The sequence below is a fragment of the Stenotrophomonas sp. BR163 genome (genome assembly GCF_047520985.2).
Classification (GTDB): domain Bacteria; phylum Pseudomonadota; class Gammaproteobacteria; order Xanthomonadales; family Xanthomonadaceae; genus Stenotrophomonas; species Stenotrophomonas sepilia.
The window spans coordinates 75163-95856 of sequence record NZ_JAXBRE020000018.1; the positions used below are offsets into that span (position 1 = coordinate 75163).

26 protein-coding genes are annotated in these 20694 nt (G+C 61.5%); 10 read left to right on the forward strand and 16 right to left on the reverse strand.

Annotation, left to right across the window (positions count from 1 at the left end; all coding sequences use genetic code 11):
* Positions 1–109: 109 nt before the first annotated feature.
* The 3 genes from ftrA (at position 110) to ACM0PY_RS15065 (ending at position 2216) form a co-directional block, all read left to right on the forward strand.
* Positions 110–1111 carry a transcriptional regulator FtrA gene (gene ftrA, locus ACM0PY_RS15055; protein ID WP_180884438.1) on the forward strand — a complete coding sequence of 334 codons (1002 nt, stop codon included), beginning with the start codon at positions 110–112 and terminating at the stop codon, positions 1109–1111.
* Between the two features lie 95 nt (positions 1112–1206).
* Positions 1207–1650, forward strand: a complete 444-nt coding sequence (locus tag ACM0PY_RS15060; RefSeq protein WP_134970448.1) for a BLUF domain-containing protein — start codon at positions 1207–1209, stop codon at positions 1648–1650.
* Between the two features lie 98 nt (positions 1651–1748).
* Positions 1749–2216 (forward strand): chemotaxis protein CheW, encoded by a 468-nt coding sequence (locus ACM0PY_RS15065; protein ID WP_134970450.1) that lies wholly within the window; start codon positions 1749–1751, stop codon positions 2214–2216.
* 11 nt (positions 2217–2227) lie between these two features.
* Here the strand turns inward: ACM0PY_RS15065 and ACM0PY_RS15070 are convergent, their stop codons facing one another.
* A complete protein-coding gene (locus ACM0PY_RS15070) occupies positions 2228–2728 on the reverse strand; it encodes a hypothetical protein (RefSeq protein ID WP_134970452.1) in 501 nt (166 codons plus the stop codon).
* 92 nt (positions 2729–2820) lie between these two features.
* A complete protein-coding gene (locus tag ACM0PY_RS15075) occupies positions 2821–3408 on the reverse strand; it encodes a TetR/AcrR family transcriptional regulator (RefSeq protein WP_065195952.1) in 588 nt (195 codons plus the stop codon).
* A 234-nt stretch (positions 3409–3642) separates the two neighbouring features.
* On the opposite strand from ACM0PY_RS15075, the gene ACM0PY_RS15080 reads away from it, so the two are divergent.
* Genes ACM0PY_RS15080 through ACM0PY_RS15090 form a run of 3 tightly spaced genes read left to right on the forward strand, consistent with a single transcriptional unit; the run spans position 3643 to position 4885 of the window.
* Entirely contained in the window at positions 3643–4098 is a 456-nt protein-coding gene (locus ACM0PY_RS15080) for an SRPBCC family protein (protein WP_134970454.1), read from the forward strand.
* Between the two features lie 11 nt (positions 4099–4109).
* Positions 4110–4424, forward strand: coding sequence for an ArsR/SmtB family transcription factor (locus ACM0PY_RS15085; protein ID WP_005416268.1), 315 nt, complete (start codon positions 4110–4112; stop codon positions 4422–4424).
* Positions 4425–4426: 2 nt separating this feature from the next.
* A complete protein-coding gene (locus ACM0PY_RS15090; protein WP_111201337.1) occupies positions 4427–4885 on the forward strand; it encodes an SRPBCC family protein in 459 nt (152 codons plus the stop codon).
* A 53-nt stretch (positions 4886–4938) separates the two neighbouring features.
* Here the strand turns inward: ACM0PY_RS15090 and ACM0PY_RS15095 are convergent, their stop codons facing one another.
* A complete protein-coding gene (locus ACM0PY_RS15095) occupies positions 4939–6225 on the reverse strand; it encodes an alpha/beta hydrolase family protein (RefSeq protein WP_180884441.1) in 1287 nt (428 codons plus the stop codon).
* Between the two features lie 143 nt (positions 6226–6368).
* Here ACM0PY_RS15095 and ACM0PY_RS15100 point away from each other — a divergent pair, with 143 nt between their 5' ends.
* The gene (locus ACM0PY_RS15100) at positions 6369–6740 is read left to right on the forward strand and encodes a DUF4180 domain-containing protein (RefSeq protein ID WP_134970456.1); all 372 of its coding nucleotides are present in this window, start codon (positions 6369–6371) and stop codon (positions 6738–6740) included.
* On the opposite strand, the gene ACM0PY_RS15105 is transcribed toward ACM0PY_RS15100, so the two are convergent.
* The 4 genes from ACM0PY_RS15105 to ACM0PY_RS15120 form a co-directional block, all read right to left on the reverse strand.
* Positions 6737–7519 (reverse strand): 3-hydroxybutyrate dehydrogenase, encoded by a 783-nt coding sequence (locus tag ACM0PY_RS15105; protein ID WP_180884443.1) that lies wholly within the window; start codon positions 7517–7519, stop codon positions 6737–6739. The genes ACM0PY_RS15100 and ACM0PY_RS15105 overlap by 4 nt on opposite strands.
* An 83-nt stretch (positions 7520–7602) precedes the next feature.
* Positions 7603–8082 carry a hypothetical protein gene (locus tag ACM0PY_RS15110; protein WP_235646669.1) on the reverse strand — a complete coding sequence of 160 codons (480 nt, stop codon included), beginning with the start codon at positions 8080–8082 and terminating at the stop codon, positions 7603–7605.
* A 78-nt stretch (positions 8083–8160) separates the two neighbouring features.
* Complete coding sequence (locus ACM0PY_RS15115) at positions 8161–8892, reverse strand: hypothetical protein (protein WP_180884445.1); 732 nt, start codon at positions 8890–8892, stop codon at positions 8161–8163.
* 91 nt (positions 8893–8983) lie between these two features.
* Complete coding sequence (locus tag ACM0PY_RS15120; RefSeq protein ID WP_180884447.1) at positions 8984–10336, reverse strand: DUF1963 domain-containing protein; 1353 nt, start codon at positions 10334–10336, stop codon at positions 8984–8986.
* A gap of 398 nt (positions 10337–10734) precedes the next feature.
* Here ACM0PY_RS15120 and ACM0PY_RS15125 point away from each other — a divergent pair, with 398 nt between their 5' ends.
* On the forward strand, positions 10735–11310 hold the full coding sequence (locus tag ACM0PY_RS15125; protein WP_072168961.1) for a 5' nucleotidase, NT5C type: 576 nt from the start codon (positions 10735–10737) through the stop codon (positions 11308–11310).
* Between the two features lie 88 nt (positions 11311–11398).
* On the opposite strand, the gene ACM0PY_RS15130 is transcribed toward ACM0PY_RS15125, so the two are convergent.
* On the reverse strand, positions 11399–12238 hold the full coding sequence (locus ACM0PY_RS15130) for a type 1 glutamine amidotransferase domain-containing protein (protein ID WP_180884449.1): 840 nt from the start codon (positions 12236–12238) through the stop codon (positions 11399–11401).
* Positions 12239–12334: 96 nt separating this feature from the next.
* On the opposite strand from ACM0PY_RS15130, the gene ACM0PY_RS15135 reads away from it, so the two are divergent.
* Together ACM0PY_RS15135 and ACM0PY_RS15140 are read left to right on the forward strand one after the other, a co-directional pair.
* Positions 12335–13252, forward strand: coding sequence for a LysR family transcriptional regulator (locus tag ACM0PY_RS15135; protein ID WP_414609375.1), 918 nt, complete (start codon positions 12335–12337; stop codon positions 13250–13252).
* Between the two features lie 552 nt (positions 13253–13804).
* The gene (locus ACM0PY_RS15140; protein ID WP_180884453.1) at positions 13805–14161 is read left to right on the forward strand and encodes a hypothetical protein; all 357 of its coding nucleotides are present in this window, start codon (positions 13805–13807) and stop codon (positions 14159–14161) included.
* A gap of 240 nt (positions 14162–14401) precedes the next feature.
* Here ACM0PY_RS15140 and acpS read toward each other — a convergent pair whose 3' ends face one another.
* From acpS to ACM0PY_RS15180, 8 genes are all read right to left on the reverse strand, one after another.
* A complete protein-coding gene (gene acpS / locus ACM0PY_RS15145) occupies positions 14402–14857 on the reverse strand; it encodes a holo-ACP synthase (RefSeq protein WP_180835759.1) in 456 nt (151 codons plus the stop codon).
* Between the two features lie 63 nt (positions 14858–14920).
* A complete protein-coding gene (locus ACM0PY_RS15150) occupies positions 14921–15820 on the reverse strand; it encodes a nucleoside triphosphate pyrophosphohydrolase family protein (RefSeq protein WP_180884455.1) in 900 nt (299 codons plus the stop codon).
* A gap of 69 nt (positions 15821–15889) precedes the next feature.
* Positions 15890–16870, reverse strand: a complete 981-nt coding sequence (locus tag ACM0PY_RS15155) for a nucleotide kinase domain-containing protein (protein ID WP_219633516.1) — start codon at positions 16868–16870, stop codon at positions 15890–15892.
* Between the two features lie 83 nt (positions 16871–16953).
* Entirely contained in the window at positions 16954–17799 is an 846-nt protein-coding gene (locus ACM0PY_RS15160; protein ID WP_180895448.1) for a thymidylate synthase family protein, read from the reverse strand.
* Entirely contained in the window at positions 17792–18685 is an 894-nt protein-coding gene (locus ACM0PY_RS15165) for an ImmA/IrrE family metallo-endopeptidase (protein ID WP_180835763.1), read from the reverse strand. Before ACM0PY_RS15165 ends, ACM0PY_RS15160 begins: the two co-directional genes overlap by 8 nt.
* Positions 18682–19047 carry a helix-turn-helix domain-containing protein gene (locus tag ACM0PY_RS15170; protein ID WP_180835764.1) on the reverse strand — a complete coding sequence of 122 codons (366 nt, stop codon included), beginning with the start codon at positions 19045–19047 and terminating at the stop codon, positions 18682–18684. The genes ACM0PY_RS15165 and ACM0PY_RS15170 overlap by 4 nt, the downstream gene beginning before the upstream one ends.
* On the reverse strand, positions 19044–19358 hold the full coding sequence (locus ACM0PY_RS15175; RefSeq protein WP_180884461.1) for a hypothetical protein: 315 nt from the start codon (positions 19356–19358) through the stop codon (positions 19044–19046). Before ACM0PY_RS15175 ends, ACM0PY_RS15170 begins: the two co-directional genes overlap by 4 nt.
* A gap of 453 nt (positions 19359–19811) precedes the next feature.
* Positions 19812–20694, reverse strand: an 883-nt coding sequence (locus ACM0PY_RS15180; protein WP_495493271.1) for a nucleotidyl transferase AbiEii/AbiGii toxin family protein, incomplete at its 5' end; no start/stop codon positions are given.

A 20694-nucleotide genomic window follows, 5' to 3' on the forward strand; every position in this document is an offset into this window, starting at 1 on the left:
GTGGGCTCGGCTCTACAAGAGGGGAGCGACCGCTCCATATGCCTGACAGGCATCACCTCATGCCCGCGCACCACGCAGCGCCACGCATCTGCACCCGTAGCATCAAGCCATGCCCAGCCCACCCGCCGATCCCACCGCACCGCTCGTCGCCATCGTTGCCTGCCACGGCCAGGGGCTGTTCGAGTTCGGTTGTGCGGTTGGCCTGTTCGCACCGGTGCGGCCAGAACTGGGCGTGGCCTGGTACCGCACCCAGCTGTGCGCGGGTGAACCCGGCGCACTGCGCATGCTCGGCAATGTACAGGTGCAGCTGCCCTACGATCTCAGCACTGTTGATGACGCCGACATCATCGTCATTCCCGGATGGCGCGAACCCAGCGAGCGTCCGCCACAGGCACTGCTCGATGCACTCATCCGCGCCCACGCACGTGGCGCACGCATCGCCTCGATCTGCTCTGGCGCCTTCGTGCTGGCCTGGGCCGGGCTGCTCGACGGTCGCCCGGCCACAACCCACTGGCGCCTCACCGAAGCGCTGGCGCGCGACTTCCCACGCATCGATGTGCGCGAAGATGTGCTGTACGTCGATACCGGCAACGTCATCACCTCGGCCGGCTCGGCCACCGGCATGGACATGATGCTGCACATGGTGCGCAAGGACTACGGCGCGCGCGTGGCCAACCTGGTGGCCGAACGGCTGGTGCTGGCGCCATGGCGTGATGCCGAACGCAGCCAGCGTGTCAGCCGGGCCATTCCCAATGGCGAGCCCTCGCGTCTGGCAAAACTGATGGAATGGATGCGCCGCAACCTGCGCGAGCCGCACTCGCTGGGCAGTCTTGCCGAGCAGGCCGCGCTCAGCCAGCGCACGCTGCAGCGGCAGTTCCTGGAAGCCACCGGCCTGTCACCCATCGACTGGCTGATCCGCGAGCGCGTGGCATTCGCCCGCGAGCTGCTGGAAACCACTGACCGGCCGCTGCAGTGGATTGCCGAGCAGGCCGGCTTTGGTTCGCAGGAGTCGTTCCGCCGGCACTTCCGCGGCCAGGTGGACGCCAGTCCTACCGAATACCGCAGCCAGCATCGCGGCGGAATTGGCGCGGACCGGCTGGTGGGCTGCTGATCCAACGCATCACTCCCCGGTGATGCGTGAGGAAAGGCTCACGGCAGGCTACGGCGCCCCACGTATAGTGACGGGCGTCACAAGAAGCCCCTTCCATGCTCCACGCATTTGCCTACTCCAGCCACATGTCGGCTGGGCTTTCCGATGAAATGCTCCGGCAGATCGTCTCCCGCTCTGCCACGTTCAACCGTCGCGTGGACGTCACCGGAGCGCTGCTCGTCGACGGGCAGCGGTTTTTCCAGTACGTCGAAGGTCCGCCCGACGGGCTGGAGATGGTCAAGCGCCGCATCCATGACAGTCGCTCGCATGCTGCCGTCGTGCCGGTACTGGACATGGCCATCAGCGCGCGTGCTGTTCCCTATTGGGCCATGACCCGCATCGAGACCGGGCAGGTCGTGGTGTCCGGCCTGGTCAATGCGCGATGGGACGAATTTGGCCATTCCGTTCCGGGCATGGATCAGCTCGTCGGCCTGCTGCGTCCGCACTTTCCGCGCATCGGCCCGCTCGGTATCCACCATGCGCCCGCCGGATCCAGCTGAACCGCCGCCTTGCGCGCGTAGTCCCACGCGGCCGCGTGCTCCCCTGCACACGTCATCATTCAAGCCGCGTTACCCATCGTTCCTGCCAGATCCACAGCATGCCTGTACCTGCTCAACCTTCAACGGAAACACGTGCCTCGCCCGCCGGGTTGTTCGAGGTTGTCGTCCTGCGCGCAGGCACGGCCCTGTTCGCGATCGACGTACAGGTGGCCGTGGAAATACGCGGCCCCGAGACCTTCGGCCCTGCGGACCAGCATGGCAGGCGGAGCCTGGAGGTACGGGGGCAGCCGTTGCCGGTGGCCGACCTGCGCAGGCTCAGCGGGCAACCGGCATTCGATGGCGGCAGCCCAGCCATGCTGTTGATCAGCGCCGGCACCGCAACCCTGGCGCTGGCAGTAGATGAAGTGCTGGAAATCGAAACACCGGACGCATCTCCAGACGCAGCCTCGCCGGCGCAGGGTCGACCGTTCAACTTCTGCAGCCGGCACGTTCGGGTGGATGCCACACGTTCGGCTGCGCTGATCGAACCGCAGTTGCTGCTGGCCGCGCTCGCGGTGCGGGACTAAGGCGCCTCTGCTCAAGGGCGCCTGCGAACCGGTTGAACCCGCATGCGCCAGCACTGCGCGGCAAAGCCGATCACAAACACCACCGCCAATCCCAGCAACGTGTGCAGCACCACCGGCGCCATCGGCGCCGCAGCAATCGGATGCGCTGCCGGCAACCGTGTCAGCGTTTCATTCACCCCTGGCACCAGCGACAGCAGGAAGCTGAAAGACAGCGCAAATGTCGACACGTAAGGTGCGGCGCCACCCAGCCAGCGCAGCCGCGCCGCCAGCACGCCGCCGAAGGCGACCAGCAGCACGATCACCCCGAATGCGTGGCCCGGGTTGATCCCGCCCGTACTGGAGACGGTGAACGACGTTGCCACCGACAGCACCAGCCCGAGCAGGTACAGCTCGCCGGAGCGTGTCGCGGGGTCGATCGCGCGATGGCGAATGAAGGCATACAGGCCGGCGAACACCGGTACAAGGCTGACGGCCGTGTGGATCACGCCCAGCGTGGACAGCGAGTGCGACATGGAACATCTCCAAGGGTTGATTGAACCTACTAGTAGGTAGACTTCTGAATCAAAGAAAAGGCCTACGTTGCCGCAGGCCCACCACACATCTATCAGGCAGCCGCGCTCACCCGCGCGATGGCCAGCCGTGCCAGCGCAGCAAACGTCGCCGCATCGCCGAAACCGCGCGCGGCCAGCATCGCGCCATGCACCGATGACATGAACGCCCTGGCCTCATCGGCCACCGGACCCTGCAGGCGCAGTTGACCCAGCGCCGCGCCCTTTTCCAACGTGAGCGCCAACCAGCCACTCAAATCCTCGAAATGCCCGCGTACTTCTTCGGCAATCTCCGCAGGGATCATCGGCGCCTCTGCCGCCAGCATCGCGCAGATGCAGAACGAAGACGTGCCACCGGCAATACAGCTCGACCAGTAGTCCACATAGGCGTTGAGCTCCTGCAGCGGGTCGTCCAGCTGCCGGTCCAGCAGCGCCAGGCCTTCGCGCGCCTCGGCCCGGTACAGCTCAACCACCGTGCGCACCAGGTCCGCCTTGCTGGGGAAATGGTGATGGATGCTGGCCTTGCTGATGTTCACCCGCGCCGACACGTCGGCGTAGCTGAAGCCGTTGTAGCCACCGGCCTCCAGCAGCGAACGGGCGTGGGCCAGGATCTCCTGGGCCTTGGGCGAGAGCGACTCTTTCATGGCGTCAACCTACTAGTAGGTTGACGCCCTGTCAACTCCGCGCAGCCGGGTGGACAGCATCTGGTAGTGCCGGCCGCTGGCCGGCAACTGCACGCACCCAACTCCACCGGGATGCCGGCCAGCGGCCGGCACTACCACGCCCGGGCATTCGTGGCGGGATTTGACATGCAGGCATTTGCCTGCATATAGTCCACTCAAGGGCGGCGCCTGCCGGCCCATCGCGAGGAACCTGCAATGGTGGATATCGCACACCGGGTCGGCATCAAGGCCCCCGTAAGCCAGGTGTACCAGGCCCTGGCCACCCCCGAAGGCGTGGCGGCCTGGTGGGCTGAAGACACCCACGGCGACCGCAACGTCGGCGGCACCGTCAAGGTGCGTTTCACCAACAACGGCCAGGAAATCGGCGCCATGGAAATGAAGCTGGAACAGCTCATTCCCGGCGAGCTCGTGCTCTGGCAGTTCCTCGCCGGCCCCGCCGAATGGATCGGCACGCATGCGCGTTTCGCACTGAAACAGGAAGGCGACTACTGCATCGTCCTGTTCACCCATGAAGGCTGGAAAGAGCGCGTCGAGTTCACCTCCCACTGCAGCACCAAGTGGGCGGTGTTCCTGATGAGCCTGAAAGCCCTGCTGGAAACCGGCAAGGGCCAGCCCAACCCCCGCGACGTCAGGATCGACAACTGGAACTGAAGACGCCCCGCATGAATGCAGACAAGGTGTTCAAGGCCTTGGCCGACCCCACGCGCCGGACGCTGCTGGACCTGCTCTGCGAAGACAACGGCCAGACGCTGGGCCAGCTGTGCGAGCACCTGGACATGGCCCGGCAATCGGTCACCCAGCACCTGGGCCTGCTGGAAGACGCCAATTTGATCAGCACCGTGCGCCGTGGCCGCGAGAAGCTGCACTTCATCAACCCAGTGCCGCTGCATGAAGTCTACGAGCGCTGGGTACGCAAGTTCGAGCAGCAGCGCCTGAGCCTGCTGCATGACCTTAAACGCGAACTGGAAGGAGAATGACGATGTCCGCAGAGACCACCCGCTTCATCCACGTGATCTACATCGCGTCCACGCCACAGAAGGTGTTCGAGGCCATCACCCGCCCCGAGATCGCCCGCCGCTACTGGGGCCATGAAAACGTCTCGGACTGGAAACCCGGCTCGCGCTGGCAGCACGTGCGCGCCAACGAAACGCGCTCGGTCGAACTGGTCGGCGAAGTGGTGGAAAGCAACCCGCCCTCGCGGCTGGTCATCACCTGGGCCGCCGCCTCGCAGGCCGACAATCCCGATGCCTACAGCCGGGTCACCTTCGAGATCGTGCCCTACCAGGACATGGTGCGGCTGACCGTCACCCACGACGAATTGGAACCCGGCAGCGGCATGGATACCGGCATCCGCCAGGGCTGGCCGATCGTGCTGTCGAGCCTGAAGTCGCTGCTGGAGACCGGCAAGGGATTGGATGTGTTTGCGAAGCCGAGCTGAGTCGTGCCGCTATCGGCGGCGGAGCGCCATCCGCCGCCTGCGCCACCATCCGCTCAATCGCTCACAGTGCGCGCGCGCCCGTATTGTCCGTGCACATCCTGCTTGATCCAATCCGCCAGCAGGCGCAGATAGCCGTCGGTGATCCGCGTCGACACGCGGTTGCCCTCGGCATCGGTGCGGAACTCGACCATGCCATGGTCGGTGTCGGGGAACAGGTAGGTCTCGATCGGCTGTCCTGACGCGCGCAGGCGCGACAGGATCGAACGCGTGGCGGCAATCGGCGCGGCGCGGTCCTGCTCGGCCAGCACCCATAGCAGCGGCACCTTCAGGCGGCGCAGCGCAGCCTCGGCGTCGTAGTCCCAGATCAGCTCCAGGTTATCGAAGCGCGCGCGACCGATCCGGCGCAGGTCAGCATCACTCATGCGCAGCATGTCACCGCTGTATTCGCCACTGATGGTCTTTGCCCACGGCGCGGCACCCACCTGCGCACGCACCTTCGCCAGCGCCTCGAAACCTTCACTGAAATGCGTGCGCATCAGCTGCGCGGTGGCCTCTGACAGCTGCCCGACCCGCGCCAACGCCGCCGCATCCAGCTGCATGCGCCGTGCCTCATCGAACAGCTGCTCGCGGTCCTCCTCGATGGGCGAGACCACCAGCCCGAAACCGATCGCCACGAAATCCGCCTGCGAACGCGTGGCCGCCAGCGGCGCGATCCAACCGCCCTGGCTGCCACCGAAGTACCCGGCACGGCCGAAGCGACCTTTTGCCAGTTCCCGCGCCTTAGCAAGCGCCGCCGCTGCGTCGTCAGCGAGCAGCTCGAAGTTCTGCGTGTACTCGCCTTCCGAATCGCCGGTGCCACGCTTCTGGTAGGCGAACACCGAGATTCCCTGCGCCACCAGCATGCGTTGGTAGATCGCCGCCACCGCCATCGTGCGTTCCGAGCCATGGACCAGCACCACCAGCGGCCGCTTGGGATCGGCCGGACCGGCGGGTTCGATCAACTGCCCGACCAGCTTGGTTCCTGCACTGGTGAAAGTAGCATCGGTATCGCGGGTCGGCAGTCGCTGCCAGCGCTGCGTGGCCTCCGCAGGCGACCTGAAGCTGACCACATCGCCGCTGCAGCTCACCGGCGCGTTGGCATCGCCGGTGGCGCCACGTCGCCCGTCCAGCATCAGATAACGCTGCCCCGTGGCCGGTGCCGCGGCGGGTACGCCCAGCACCACGATGTTGCCCTGCCCGTCACCGTAGGCACTGACCGTGCACAGCTCGGCGGCTGCAACCGGCAGGCCCGAACACACCAGCACCGCGCTCAACAACGAACGACTCTTCCACCCTGCCATGCCCTTCCCCATTACAGTGAACCCGCGTCGCGCAGGCGCCGGGCGCAGCCTAGCGCGTTCGTTCGCCAGATTCATGCTGCACCCGCTCGCCGTCGCCTTCTGCCATAGCCATACTGGAAGCACGATACGGACTTCAGAACGCCATGCACCCACACTTGGAACACATCGGCACCACCCGCATCCTGCGCGTGGAGCCGCAGGGCCCGATGCTCGATGCCGGCGCCCTACGCAACCTGGTCGGCGATGCCCTCGGGCACCAGGCCGAGTGGATCTCCGTGCCGGTGCAACGCCTTTCGGCGGACTTCTTCGAGCTGCGCTCCGGCATGGCCGGGCAATGGCTGCAGATGCTGGTGAACTACCGCCTGCGCTTCGCCGTACTGGGCGAAGTCAGCGCCTACCGCGCCCAAAGCCCGTCGCTGGATGCATGGATCACCGAGTGCAACCGCGGCCGCGACGGCTGCTTTGTCGCCGATTGGGACGCCCTGCTGGCACGTCTTCCCGTGCCGGCCAGCTAACGCGCGGTCCAGCCCCCATCCACCGGCAGCGCCGTGCCGGTGATCTGGGCAGCGGCATCCGAGGCCAGGAACACCACCATCTCGCCCAGCTGCTCGGGCGTCACGAACTGCAATGACGGCTGCTTTTCAGCCAGCAGCGCACGCGCGGCGGTCTCCTGATCCGTGCCTTCCTTCTCCGCCAACGCAGTGATCTGCTGCTCGACCAGCGCCGTTCGCACCCAGCCCGGGCAGATGGCATTGGCGGTGATGCCGGTGCCCGCATTCTCCAGCGCGGTCACCTTGGTGAAGCCCACCACGCCGTGCTTGGCTGCTACATAGGCGGACTTGTTCACTGAGCCGACCAGCCCGTGCACCGACGCGATGTTGATGATGCGGCCAGCGCCCTGCTGCTTCATGTGCGGCAACGCCGCTGCCGTGGCATGGAACACCGCCGACAGGTTCAGCGCGAGGATCGCATCCCACTTCTCGACCGGGAATTCCTCGATCGACGCGGTGCGCTGGATGCCCGCGTTGTTCACCAGGATATCGATGCGGCCCATCTTTGGCACGGCGCGGTCGATCATCGCGCGCACCGCCTCGCCCTTGGAAAGGTCGGCACCGTCATGCGCCACCCGTACACCGAACTCAGTTTCCAGTTGGGTACGGATGCGCTCGATTTCCGCTGCGTCGCCAAAGCCATTCAGCACGATGTCGGCGCCCTTCCGCGCCAGCGCCGTGGCAATGCCGAGACCGATACCACTGGTGGAGCCGGTGACCACCGCAACCTTTCCAGAGAACATGGGCGAGCTTCCATTGGGCGTAGGTCGCCAGTGTACCTACACGGGCCAACCCCCTTTAACTAGCGCCCGATGTCGGCCCACCATTAGAAGCGGATGCCCGCCCGATCAACGGACGCCAGCGGATTGGCCTTCCGTACCGCCTCCAGGAACAGCAGGAAATCCCGATTGAACAGCGTCAGGTTGTTGGTGAACGTCACGCACTTTCTGCCCGAAGCTTTGCTGAAGCACACCTGCCAGACATAGCGCCCGTAGATCCTGTCGGACGTTCGTGTGACTGAGGTGATCTGCGAAAGCGGAACCGCCGTGGGCACCGGCCCGCGCCGCAGGTAAAAGGACGCCGCATCAAAGAAGTAGTGCTCGCGATCCTCTTTCCCATCCACCATCACCAACGTCATGGACCTGCCGGAAATCCGGCGCGGAGTATGCAAACGCAGCCCCGTCTCTACGGACGAGCGAGCAGTTGCTGCCATTCGCCGAAGCGTGAACCAGAGGATCACCAACGGAAGCGCCGCAAGGACAATGAAACCTACGGTCTTCAAAACAGTTTCCAGCGTGCTGGGCACACAGATCTCCAGGATGAACGTTCAGGCGATGCCCAAGTAGATCCACGCCATGCGTGGATGCTCTTCCTCAGCGCCCCATCACTTCCAATGATCCGGCCCCAGGAACGGCAGGCTCAACACAAACACCGGAACCGCCACAGGGATCAACGCCGCCCCCAGCACCTTGCCCGCCGCCGAACCCACACCCGGCTTGTCCTCCCTCTCCGGCAGGATCCGCTGTGCCCGTGCATTGATCGGCTGTGCCAGCTTCCCCTTCTCTGCCAGCGCCGTAGCATCCGGCAACTTCACCCGCTCGCCGTCGCCCTCGAACAGCGCGCTGTAATAGCTGCCGCCCTTTCTTGAAAGATTGCAGGCGCGATCAAACGCCAGCGCATAACGGGTCCGGTCCATCGGCAGGTAGTAGCGCGCCCGCTCCTCCACGGCCTTGGCCTCACGCGGGGTAACCTCAATCCGCTCCAGCTTGAACTGCGCGGCCTGTTCCGGCGTCACCTGCTCCGGCCGCAGCACCAGCGCATAGCTGCCGTGCACCTTGGCCTTGTTGGCCGGGTCGCGCCAGTCTTCATGGAAGTACATCTGCGCGCAGGCCACCGCCTCGCGCAGCGGGCTGTCCATCAGCGCCCGGTACTCGCGGAACGGTGCGGCATTGAAGCGCATCGGCTCGTCATAGCGCGGCAGCAAGTACAGCTGGCCGTCGTCGGCCACGAACGCACTGGTGATCTCGCGGCTTGAGGCGTGCTCCTCCGGGCCACTGGCACAGCCGGACAGCAAGCCAAGGCACAGGGCGGAGAGGATGAAGAAGGACGTTCGCATGTCGTGTTCGAGGGCTTCCCTGAGAAGACGGCCCCTCCCGAAGGGACGAGGCAAGCCCGTCATGGTGCCATGCCGGCCTTGCCATGCCCAATCAGTGCGACTCCACCACACCCACGACACGGTCAAACCTGCAGTTGCGCAGATCCTCACGACTCAACCAGAACGTGGCCTGGCCACAATCACCAAAGACCAGGTCAATCGCCGGATCACACGCCAACTGCAGCAGGCAGACCGCGTCGCCCTCGCCTTCCACGTCGGGCACGATGCCGTGCAAGCGCGGCACGTGCCCCAGCATCTGGTGCACGCGCGCCTCGGCGCAGCGCTTGCGGCCATCAGGCAACATGCCCAGGCTTTCATCAAACGGTAGATGTTCGTCCTGCAAGTGGCGGTACATCAGTGCAGGAATGCGTGCGGCCGCAACGGGTGACCCTGCCGCGTAGGCAACCGCCGCCAGCAGTCCCTTGGTGAACGCCCGGCCCATGCCCAGGTCGGTCAGCGTCATACGCTCGAAGTCGTCGCTGATCTGTCCGATAATCCATTCACGGAATGCCTCCCGCGTTGCATCATCCGGGGCTTCATCCAGACCAATGGCGGCGGCGCGCTTCACCCACGCGCGTACGTCGGCGTAATCGATTTTCCCGCGCTTGCCTGCACGCCGTTCATTACCGATCACCCGCGAAAGGCGGTCAATGATGATGCCTACCTGGGGAAAATCGGTCTGGTAACGCAGCCATTGCACCGGGAACGTCCACGCAGGTGACTGCGGGCGCTCCCATTCCGTGGCGGCGTCCGCGCGCGGAAACAGGCCCGTGGCCGCCACCACCGCACCCAGCCGCATTTCGTCCCGGCGCGAGGGGTAGATCTCGTAATACGGCCGATCCTCCTCACCCGGCGGCAGCTCCAGCTCATCCGGCCAGGTATCCATGTGCCGCGCCACCAAGGGCCATTGAACATGCACGCACGGCCCATCTTCCTCAGGCAGCAGCCATGCAGGATTGCGGTGCGCATGGTCCGAGGGACCTTCATCCAGAATCGGCCGCATGCCGTCCGGCAGCGCACGCACGTGCTGATCGACCGCGACCTCGGGCGCGTACAGCACACGCACGCGTTGCTGCGGTTCGTCCGTGTCCCATATCTGCTCTTCGTCGTTCATGGCGAAGAAGAACAGCATGCCTTGCGAGGGCATATCGGGATCCACGCGTGGCAGCTCGGCGCAATCGATCTGCGCCAGGAAGTGCATCGGCGCCGCTTCGCCGTAACTCTCGCCAACCGGCCAATCCATCCCATCGGGCAATTGCGGCAGACCGCCTAGACGGCTGCGAACCCTGGGGAATGCCGCCGGCGGGTAGAAACGCTGCAGCACCAGGGCCGGGGTTCGGTGCTTGGCGAAGAAGGCCTCAAGCACGGCTTCGGCATGGTGGTCGCGCTGGTCGGCGTGGTACATTGAATCTGCCTGAGCATCCATTTCAGTGACGTCCTTTTGAGTCTGGATCGAGCACCACAGGTATATCACTACCCGGCCTGCCTGTAGCGCCCGGCGATGATCCACTCACCAGCGCGCCAGATTGCTCCTTGGTTGGCGGAATGAGCCAGCAGCTGCGGGCCGTGCACCTTGCCCAAGGGCCAGGTCAGCCACCCGGCAGGCCTTTGAAGAAGCGCCGCGACATAAGCCGCATTTCCAGCATGCCGATTGCGGCATCCGTGGGTCGCCGCCCCCTTCAGCCGTGCCGGCGCAGTCGGCATCGCGATTGCCGCCACGTCTGTCGCAATCGCCAAACACTTTGCCCCGCTACTGGGGAACCGATGAAGAAGAAAGCCCACTCTTGAGAGGAGAGCGCGTAAATGAACGCTGATGATGTGAAGTCAATACCGATGATGGACCCGCTCGCGAACCAGCACACCGGTGGATCGAGTGCATCCAGACGCACCATCTACGTAGATCTTGATGGCGTAATGGCCGACTTCGACGCGGCATTTCCCGCCCTGTTTGGCCTGGACCACCGCGTGCTTGCCGACGATGAAATGTGGGGGAACATCAACAACCACCCGTCATTCTTCCGCGACCTTCCGCCGATGCAGGGTGCAGTGGAGTTCTTCCACAGCATCCACCACTTGAACCCGGTGATTCTCACGGCCTGCCCGAAATCGAACTATCCACTCGCTGCCATGCAGAAGCGGCAGTGGGTTCGCGAACACCTGTCAGCGACCTGTCTGGTGTTGCCTGTGCTCGGCGGCAGGCACAAGCCTCTCTTCATGCACCAGCCGGGCGATGTTCTGATCGACGATTTCGAAGCGAACTGTGATGCCTGGACAGCGGCCGGAGGCGTGGCGATCAGGCACGCCGGCGATTGGACCGCGACGCGTCACTCCCTTTCCCAGATTGAAGATCTGTCAGGAGCAGCGCTCGCGAAGGGCTGATGCCCTCTCTGCCGACCACGTTGAGACTTCCATAGACAGGCCGAGGCGCTGGCCCCTCGGCCCAGAGCTGGCAACCTGCTGTGCAGCCCTACTTCAACCGCTCCACCAACCGCTGCCCCACCTCCAGCGCCGAAGCCGGGTTCTGCCCGGTAATCAGCTCGCGGTCCACCACCACATGCCCGGTCCACGGCGTGGTGTTACTGCTGAACGTCGCACCCGCCCGCTGCAGCGCGGTCTGCGGGTAGAACTTCATCTCACCGCCGCCCAGCAGCGGCTTGGCCTGTTCTTCTTCCTGGTTGCTGATCACCGTCATCTGGTAGCCGCTGTAGATCCACTTCGGCGTGGCCGGCGTGGCACCCGCCTCCAGCTTCGCCACGAAACCTGCCGCATCCGGCAGCGTGGACAGCAGCGCGATCGGCCCGTGGCAGACCAGCGCGGTAGTCTTGTTGCGCTGGTGGAAGTCGGCCAGCAACCGGCCCAGCGCCGGGCTCTTCAGCAGGTCCTGCATCGGCGCGTGGCCACCGGGAATGTAGACCGCATCGAAACGCGCGTAACCCTGCTGCTCGATGCGCGCCAGGCTGACCACCGGCGAGGCCGTCGGCGAGGTCAGCGCCAGCTTCTCCAGCAGCTCCTTGTGCAGCGTCAGCTGCGCCGCATCGTTGCCGAAGTACGCCGGCGTCACCGAGGACGCATCCACCGTCGGCACCCGCCCCTGCGGCGTGGCGAAGGTCACCTGGTGGCCCGCGTCCAGCAGCAGCTTGACCGGCTGCATCAGCTCGTTGAGATAGAAGCCGGTGGACAGCACCTTGCCGTCCTTCAGGTCCAAGTGGTTTTCGTCGGACAGCACCACCAACACGTTGGCGGCATGCGCGCCGCTGGCGGCCAGGGTGAGGGCCAGCGCAGCGGCCAGCCGGGTCATCAGGTTCATGGGGAGCTCCTATCGGGGAATGGCGGCCACTTTATTCATTGCCCCAGCGGCGATAAATTGGCCCCATCGCAAAACATCTGTTCCCCGGAGAACCAAATGAGCCGCAAGTTCGACTACCTGGGCGATGTGGAGGTGTTCCTGGCGGTGGTCGAGCACGGCTCGTTCACGGCCGGCGCGGTGGCGCTGTCCACCACGCCCTCGGTGCTGAGCCGCGCGGTCACCCGTCTGGAAGCGCGGCTGGGCCGGCAGCTGCTGCAGCGGACCACCCGCCGCGTCGGCCTGACCGACGCCGGGCGGCTCTATCTGGAACAGGTGCGCACCGCCTTCGGCCTGCTGGACGACGCCGAGCGCGACGTACTGGCCCAGGACGGTGCGCTGGCCGGCCGCGTGCGCCTGAGCGTGCCCACCACCTATGGCCACTACCGGCTGCCGCCCGTGCTGGCGCGCTTTGCGCAGCAGTACCCGCAGGTGCAGGTGGAACTGAACATCACCAACCGCAACGTCGACCTGGTGGCCGAAGGCTTCGACCTGGCCATCCGCCTGGGCCAGCTGCCGGACAGCGGGCTGGTGGCGCGAAAGCTGGAAGACGCCCCGCTGCTGCTGGTGGCCGCGCCGGACTATCTGCAGCGCCGCGGCACGCCGCAGACGCTGGACGACCTGCAACAGCACCTGTGCCTGCCGTTCGTGATGCCGCGCACCGGTCGGTTGGCGCCGTGGATCTTCTGCGACGGCGGGCACGACGTGGACTGGCTGCCGCGTTCGTCCATCGAGACCTCCGACGATGTGCTGGGCGTGGTGTCGCTGGCCGAACAGGGCATCGGCATCTGCCAAAGCTATGCGTTCATCGTGCGCGAGCGGCTGCAGCGTGGGCAGCTGGTGGAAGTGCTGCCGCAGCTGCGAGGGCGGTCAAGACCGTTCTCGGTGATCTATGCGCCGCACCGGCGGCAGTCGGCGGCGGCGCGGGCGATGATTGAGTTGCTGGTGGGGAATGCGGCTGAGGATGGTGTCGGTTGAAGCCGGGGGCTTGTTAACGGTGTCGGGTTTGAACCGCTTTTCGGGCTATGCGGCTGATCGCGCGCCGTTGCTTGGCGAGGCGGACTAAGAACTGTTGCAAAGAAGGCTGTCGCGCTATTCGCTTGTGGCGTGGGCGATTGCGCCACTTTGAATCGCCATCAGCAGAGCAGCTGCGCGAATGCGTCCGGCGGTGTCGCGTGCCGCACGAATGGAGCGTGCAATAATAGTTCTTCGCTCTCGGATTCCGCGATTCCTTCGCGAATTTCTATTGGCATTCGAAGCGACTGCGTAAACACCATGGCGCGCCACCGAAAAAGGGTGGCACCGGGTCTGCAAACCCGTGATGAGAGATGCACCTGTAGTTTGCGCTTGCCCGTCGGCACCGTCCTTAACCGGTGCCGGCGGGCAATCCGTCGGCCTTTCTGGCGGGCGGTGCGTGGGGGTCTTCGGACCCACCGGTCTATGGTGCTATCTCATCCCGGTTTGCAGCCACGCATCGTCCGCCACCTCTTCACGGTGGCGCTGTTAAGCACAGCCACGGAAGCCGACGCCATGAACGAATCCGACACCTTCTCTTCGTACACCGTTGTTGAGCCCATCAACGACGACACTCCCCTGCCCGACCTGAACTCCCTCCTCGGCATCCTGAAGCGCATGCGCGGCTGCGAGGGTGCAGATGGGCATCCTTGGCCAGAAACCGATGTGTCACCCGGCCGCCGCGTGAGCCTGGCGAGAACCGAGCGAGCGTTGGTGGGACTGCTGACGGTGTTGGAGGTGCTGCACGCGGCAGACCGCTGCCGGGTGGCAGCGGAGCCGGAGCGGCATTTGGATGAGGGGGTTGTGGATGGGTTGTTTCTGGCTTGCCGGGGGTTGGTTGAGTGGGCTTGCCATGAGGTTAGGCCAGAGTAAATATTCAGTAATCCTATCTTACTGAACAGCATTCACTCGAAGCAGTGCTATGCAGAGGGCACGTGATAGGTGACAACGACTTGTAAGTAGGTCAATACTAATACACAGCGCGCGGCGCCAAATTAGTGCACGACTGTGGGCGCACCCAGCCTAAACGTTCAACTTGTACATCCGCGGCCCAGCCGACCGCCCTATACTTCACCCACCATCAAGCACAACCACTCATGAATTTGAAAGAAATTATTTATCCAGAATCTTCTCAAACCCTACCAAGCTACCTGATTGAGAACCGAGGCCAATAACACTCGCCATTGCAATTACAGCGGTATGGCTGGCACTTACCAACCAGCGAACAATGCCACGATCCTGCGCGATTAGCACTAGCTTTCGGTGGAGCACAATGGTCGGCGCCCCCAAAGGCTCCGACACAACCTCCACATCCGTGAACGCAATACCTCCCCCCCAACCGGTACCGAGCGCCTTAAGTACCGCCTCTTTGATAGCGAATCGCGAAGCAAGTCTTTCGAACCGATTACCCCCATCACTCGCAGCCAAAAGTTCTCCAAGTGTAAAATAGCGATCCATGAATTCTCCCGCGTGCTTATTCATCAAGCGGGTGAAATGCACCACATCCACGATATCCAAGCCGTGCACCACCACATTTGAATAAATACCCGACTGATATTCACTGATCATTCCACAGGCCTCCATTCGCTGCTGACTTATGATTATCGATATGGATTTAATTAAGCGACCACATTACCCCTCGCCTGCGGGCGGGCCGAGAAACTTAAGCGCCCTAGCATCCTGATCCACCAGTATCTTTCCCCCGCCACACTTCAAAACCTGCCGCCATACTTCAAAACCATTCAAGATCGCCCGCTGCCACTCGCCAAGCGACCTCTCCCGCACCTCAAGCAACGATGTCACCCCCTTTACCGTTCGCAGCAACTTATAATCCAAATCGTCAACACCCTCAAGCCAGCGATGTTCCTTCGCATAGTCGAAAACTAGCGCCGCAACACCCTCGTCCAGAACTTGCGCTCTGCCGCCGTCCTGAACCTCATCTATGCGGGCATTGCTTCTCCGCTTCCTGCCCAATAATTTCCGAATGACTGGCGACCATCCTAGGACAGCAACGTAACCCAGGTGGAAGACGTCATGGAATCGATAGCCATCGGGATCGTCTGCGTTGTCGGTCAAATCATCACCGATCTGTTTACCATCCACTTGCATTCGAATTTTCTTGGCCCCATTAACGATGACCTCGCTCAGCTCGACTTCAAATCGTCGCGGCAAACGTTCGTGCTCTTCGAAGTCAGCGTCAAAGACGAGAGAACTGGTATCTTGAGGGCCCCATCGATCGCGCGTCTTCCTGAGATTTTGCTGGGCGATGTCTTCAAGCTTTAGATCGAACTTTTCCGCCAAGTTCCCGACGTACCATAGCAAGTCCCCCAACTCTTCCGACACACGCTCCCGAAAGAGGAGATGGGAATCTCCATCTCTGAGATGCTTCTTATACTCACTAAGAAGCTCGCCCGCCTCACCGGCTAGGCCGAGCAACGGAACCACCACATCGCTTCCTGCACCGCCATTCCTCTGCCGCGAAGGCACACGATCAGTACTCTGCGCTTCTCTCTGGTAGGTGTTCAAATCCATTACTAGCCTCCTAAGTTGAAAGTTTTTTGAGCAACAGCCGTGCGCGTATACGCCCATTCCAGAACTAAATCAGCGGCCGGATAAATCCCTATTGACAATTTCGTTAATCCCCCACTTTGGAGGGTACCACGGAGCCTCTAGAGGCCCGGTCGGCGAGAATTTTTGCTTGATCCGCGTGCGACCTGATATACCAGCTACATCAGGGTGGGCGACTCGCGCATACTTGTCCACCTCGCAAAAGAGGTTCTGACAATCAATAAGCTGCAATCTACGCCCCCAGAGATTTCGAAAGCTCAATCCAAGTCGCTCAAACTCCCGCTCCTGGTTGTCGGCCATCAATCGAATTAGCTCGACCTCGTTCAGCCCCGCACTGTCACTGAAGCACTTTCTTAATCCATCTCGCGCCCCAGGGCCCGGAACAACGAAATCCATCTCGGAAAAATTCGTTATCCCGCTGTAATTTATGTCCGTCACAAACTGATATGCCAAGAAGTCGCCTATCGTCGGGTAGCTACGGAGCAATTCAAAAGCGGATTGCATATTATTTGACCGGGATAATTTATCCGCCAAATTATCCGACATCATCCTCTCGAGCAAACGCAAATGATTCTGATGCTTCACTGAGTATCCGAAGACAGAGCCACCAGGGGGCATTATATAAGCAGCGGAATAGATCCGCCCGCCCGCCCCCATTGCCCGACTAAGAACCCTATCGTACGCCTCGAAACTATAGTTCTTAAACGATATTTCCCCGAGCTCATGCTCCAACAACTTCCAAGTCTCAATCTTATTAAAGAGCTTGAATAAAATTATCCGAAACAGAACCTCCTTTGGCGTACTGGAAAGATCTTCGCGATAAATTACATGTTTTATAAGGTACTGACTAACGCGATCCGACGCCCGATACGCATTTGTAAACTTGTGCTCTGATATTATCGAATCAGCACTCCAAGGACCCGGCTCACCATTCAGTCGCTGATAGAAAACACTCTGCCGCTCCACCGCGAACCGCCAATAGCTGTCAAATACGGGTGTCACCTTGATCGGCAACAAATGCTCACTACCACCCGCTCGTGAAGAAGGGACAACGAGCCCTGCCTCATAGAATCTACGGCTCTTGCTACTGCCAATACTCACGCCTTTACCCCGGCATCCTTCGAACCAAGCCCTTCTGCGAGAGATGTGCGGCGCGACAAAACAGCTTCCCGCGCGGCATTTATCAAGGGCTGCAAATCAGAATCCGATTTCGAAATTCGCTCCCATTTCGCCACTCCCACAACCACATTCATTCGCAATAATTTCATTTTCATTTCGTGGGCCATAAACGCCCCCAGCTGAGCAAGCCCCAGGTAGTTCCCATAAGCCTTTACGAAAAGCTGCTGCGTTGCGTAAAATGCATTAATAACAAGGCCATCTTTAGTTGGCTCAAAGCTGACGTGCTGAAGACATGGGAATTGGAGCTGGGCATCAGAGACGTGATCCCTCTCTGGATCGAAAATACTAGCCTGAAACATTGAGCGCCTGACGCCGTCTCGGCTTTCAAATTTAGACAGTATCCACTCAAGCTGATTACCATCGCAGGGCCCTCGACCGTAACTCGTCATCCGTTCGAAGTAGAGACCGCGTCGGTTGCCCCTGGGATTCATGGACTGATAGCGGGGGAATGCGTCCCTGTAGTACTGGAAGAGCTTGGCGCGATCGCCTTGGGCCACCCTCCACAATCGCTGCGGAAAAATCGTGAACGCCACATCTTCGACACTACGATGCCCCCTTGCAGACAGCAACGCGTCAAGAGCCGTACGAATTGCTGTCGTTTCCCGCGCAACACCCAGCTCACTAAAGCCGCTCACACTCAAGACGAGCGGAGATATCTCTGGACCAGCGTGATCGATTGCATGGAGAGCAGCCGCTGCCCAAGCCAGCGAGAGATCTTGCTCATCCACTAGAACCGGTCCAATCGACTGTGGAGACTTAGTCATCTGCAGTTTCCTCAAGATGCCGGAATTTCGCCAAACCAATATACTGACGCCTAGCAATACGAACGTAGGTCGCCCACTTAGTTCCTGGAATTACTACGCGCGTAATACCGCATTTCGTCGCTCGAAAGACCCGCCCTGCAGCTAGATCTCGCTCGGGCGCGAGCATTGACACGTCCACAACGACTCCAGAAGGAAGAAGTAGAAGCATTCCCTGCTCGACGTCCAGCGTAGGCGAGCTCCAGTTCTGGTCAGCTACCGTGAGCTGCGCAGATACAGCCTCCCCCAGAAGTTCTGTGCGAATCATCTTTGGTGTGATTCGGCCGAGGCGATCACGTTGCGCCTGGCTAATTAGATTAACTCCATAGGCAAGGTGATTAACCAGAGTGGCTTGACCAACTCCGAAATTACAGGCTATGGCGTACATATCAAGAGCCGTAGCGCGATTTGGGTCAAGACCACGCCTAGCAAACGCCTCCTTGAGTCCCAACGTCGGCATCAAAACAAAGGAAGCGAAAGCATCGGCGAGGATCTCATTCGGCGGGCGGTTTGAACTGCTGTTCTGATCATCTCTCAACTCGTCTATAGTTGAACCATGACCGAAAAGGTGATGTCCCAGTTCGTGCGCACAGGTGAAAGTTCTCCTCGCAAGTGGCCGCAAGACCGACAAGTGAATCCGAGGCTTCGGCGTCCGATCGTACATACCCTCCATATTGATATCATTGAATCGAACTGTGACATTATTTGCCTCGCATAGACCATAGATGCAAATAGGCGTCTTAAGGTCGACACCGGCCTTGACTCGTGCCGCGATCGACGCTTGCATACCCTGCATCACCAACGCTTTGCGAGCCATATTCAACTGCGCGCCCGAGGATCGAGGGATCATTTACCACCGGCCTCCTGCTCAGAATCTGAGTTCCGCATTGATGCAAGCAATCGAAGGAGCCGATCAAGGTCGTCGGATTTCAGCTTACTTAGTTCACGCGCCGCCAACTGAAGGCGAGGATCACTTGCTTCAAGCGTCTCGGCTGATTCGCCGAGAAGCCACGAAGCCGTAACGTCATAAGTTTCAGAAAATTTGGTCAGCTCATCTGCGGATACACGCCGATTGCCCGCCTCGATCTCAGAGATCGTCGGCCTATGCATTTTCAGTATCTTCGCCACCTGACCCTGCGACAAGCCCGCTGCTTTTCTGGCTTCTCGTAGGCGTTCTGCGAGCGCCAATCTTGGTTCTGTTGCGTCTGTCATTGCGCATTCGCCAGCTTTGGTTCGACCGCGACCTGCCCTTCAATGAGCGCATCAACTTTTGCGACGATCTCGTTAATCGTCAGTGCAATAGTGGAGTCATCCTTGCGAAAGATATTTACGTCACTTGCAATGTCGACCCCGAGCTTTGCCCCAAGCATGCCAATCGCAACCGGCCAAATCTTGCTGTCAAATTCAGGCAGCTCTTCGATGGGCTTGGTGGCTCCACTGATTGCCGGACATTCCAGCTCGCTGGTTGCCTGTATAACCTGCAATACCTCAACCAGAGCCTTCTGAATCGAATCAGTATCCATTGCCTGGAACCTCTGTCATTACGGACGGTAAGAATATCTTACCGCCATCTTACCGGCCATGCAACCACTTCGTGATCCGACCAGTCACTCCAATTCGAGTCCTCCTATCAAGCCCCGCGCCCCGCTCGAACGATAGACCTGCACGGGATCAATCGCATCGGCTTGAGCTGGGCCTTCACTGCTGACTCGCTCGAACTTCTCATGCCGTCCCCGGGGCAATCCGCCAACAAGCTGCGCCATTTGCGGGAGCGCCTGACAAACAAAAAGGGCGCCTTTCGGCGCCCTCATTCTTTCAACTCATTCCCACTCGATCATCAACAGCTCACGCAAGTCCGCGTGGTTAAAGGGATTTGCTTTGATCGACATAGGCCGTTACCGTCGCTTTTACCGTCAGAAAAACAGGTCCTTTGCTGGCGCGGGTTTACGCGGCATCGGCTCATCATCAATCAGCGCTTAGGATACCGCAGCAAGTCGCGTGGCGAGCAAGTCGGCCTGCTCGGCAAACTTCTTCGCATCGGTCTTCTGCAACTGCGCCAGGTTGTGCAGCTTCCAGCGGATGCCCGGCAGTTGTTCGAGGTGTGCGATGTCCAGCAATGACCACTCCGGCGTGCCAGCGGCCAGCGACAGCAGGAAGCGCCGCTCGTCGTCGTCCAAACCCTGCTGGATTTCGCGCACCATGCGTTCTCGCGCGTCGAGCAGCGCATCAAGCGGCACCGGCTCGGTCGTCATGCCTTGGAAGTTGTGCTCGTAGTCGTGCCGGATGTCCCGCAGCGTCGTGAACAGCACTTCGTGGATCGGCCGATTGCTGCTGGCCAGGTAGACCACGAAGGCGCGCCGGATGCCGGGCGTGATGCCCTCGTGCGCAAAGAGCTGCATCACGTCGAACAGATCACGCGGATGCTGCCGATCCAGCGCCGCCACCAGCTTGCCGCCGTACACGTCTTCCAGCGACACCACCGGAATCTCCAGATCGGCCATCAGCACATCGCAGGCCATCGGCGTCAGCGAGGCGCGGTGCACCGGCTGCACCGTGCCACGCATGACGAAGTTGACTTCGACCTTGACCTGAATCGAGCCACGACGCACCAGCAACTTCGTCTCCCCTGCTGCTGCCGCCGGCGCGTGTGTCTGGAACCCTCGCTTCTTCAACCGTTCGGCAGCTTGCCGGACGGCCTCGCTGATGCGCGCCAGCGCCTCATCACGCGGCAATGGACCGGCCAGCCTTTCGTAGACATCCGGTTGCCATAATTGATGGCAATGACCGAGGTGTTTATGGGCAACAGCAAGCAGTACACGGATGAGTTCCGGGCAGAGGCGGTGAAGCAGGTGATCGAGC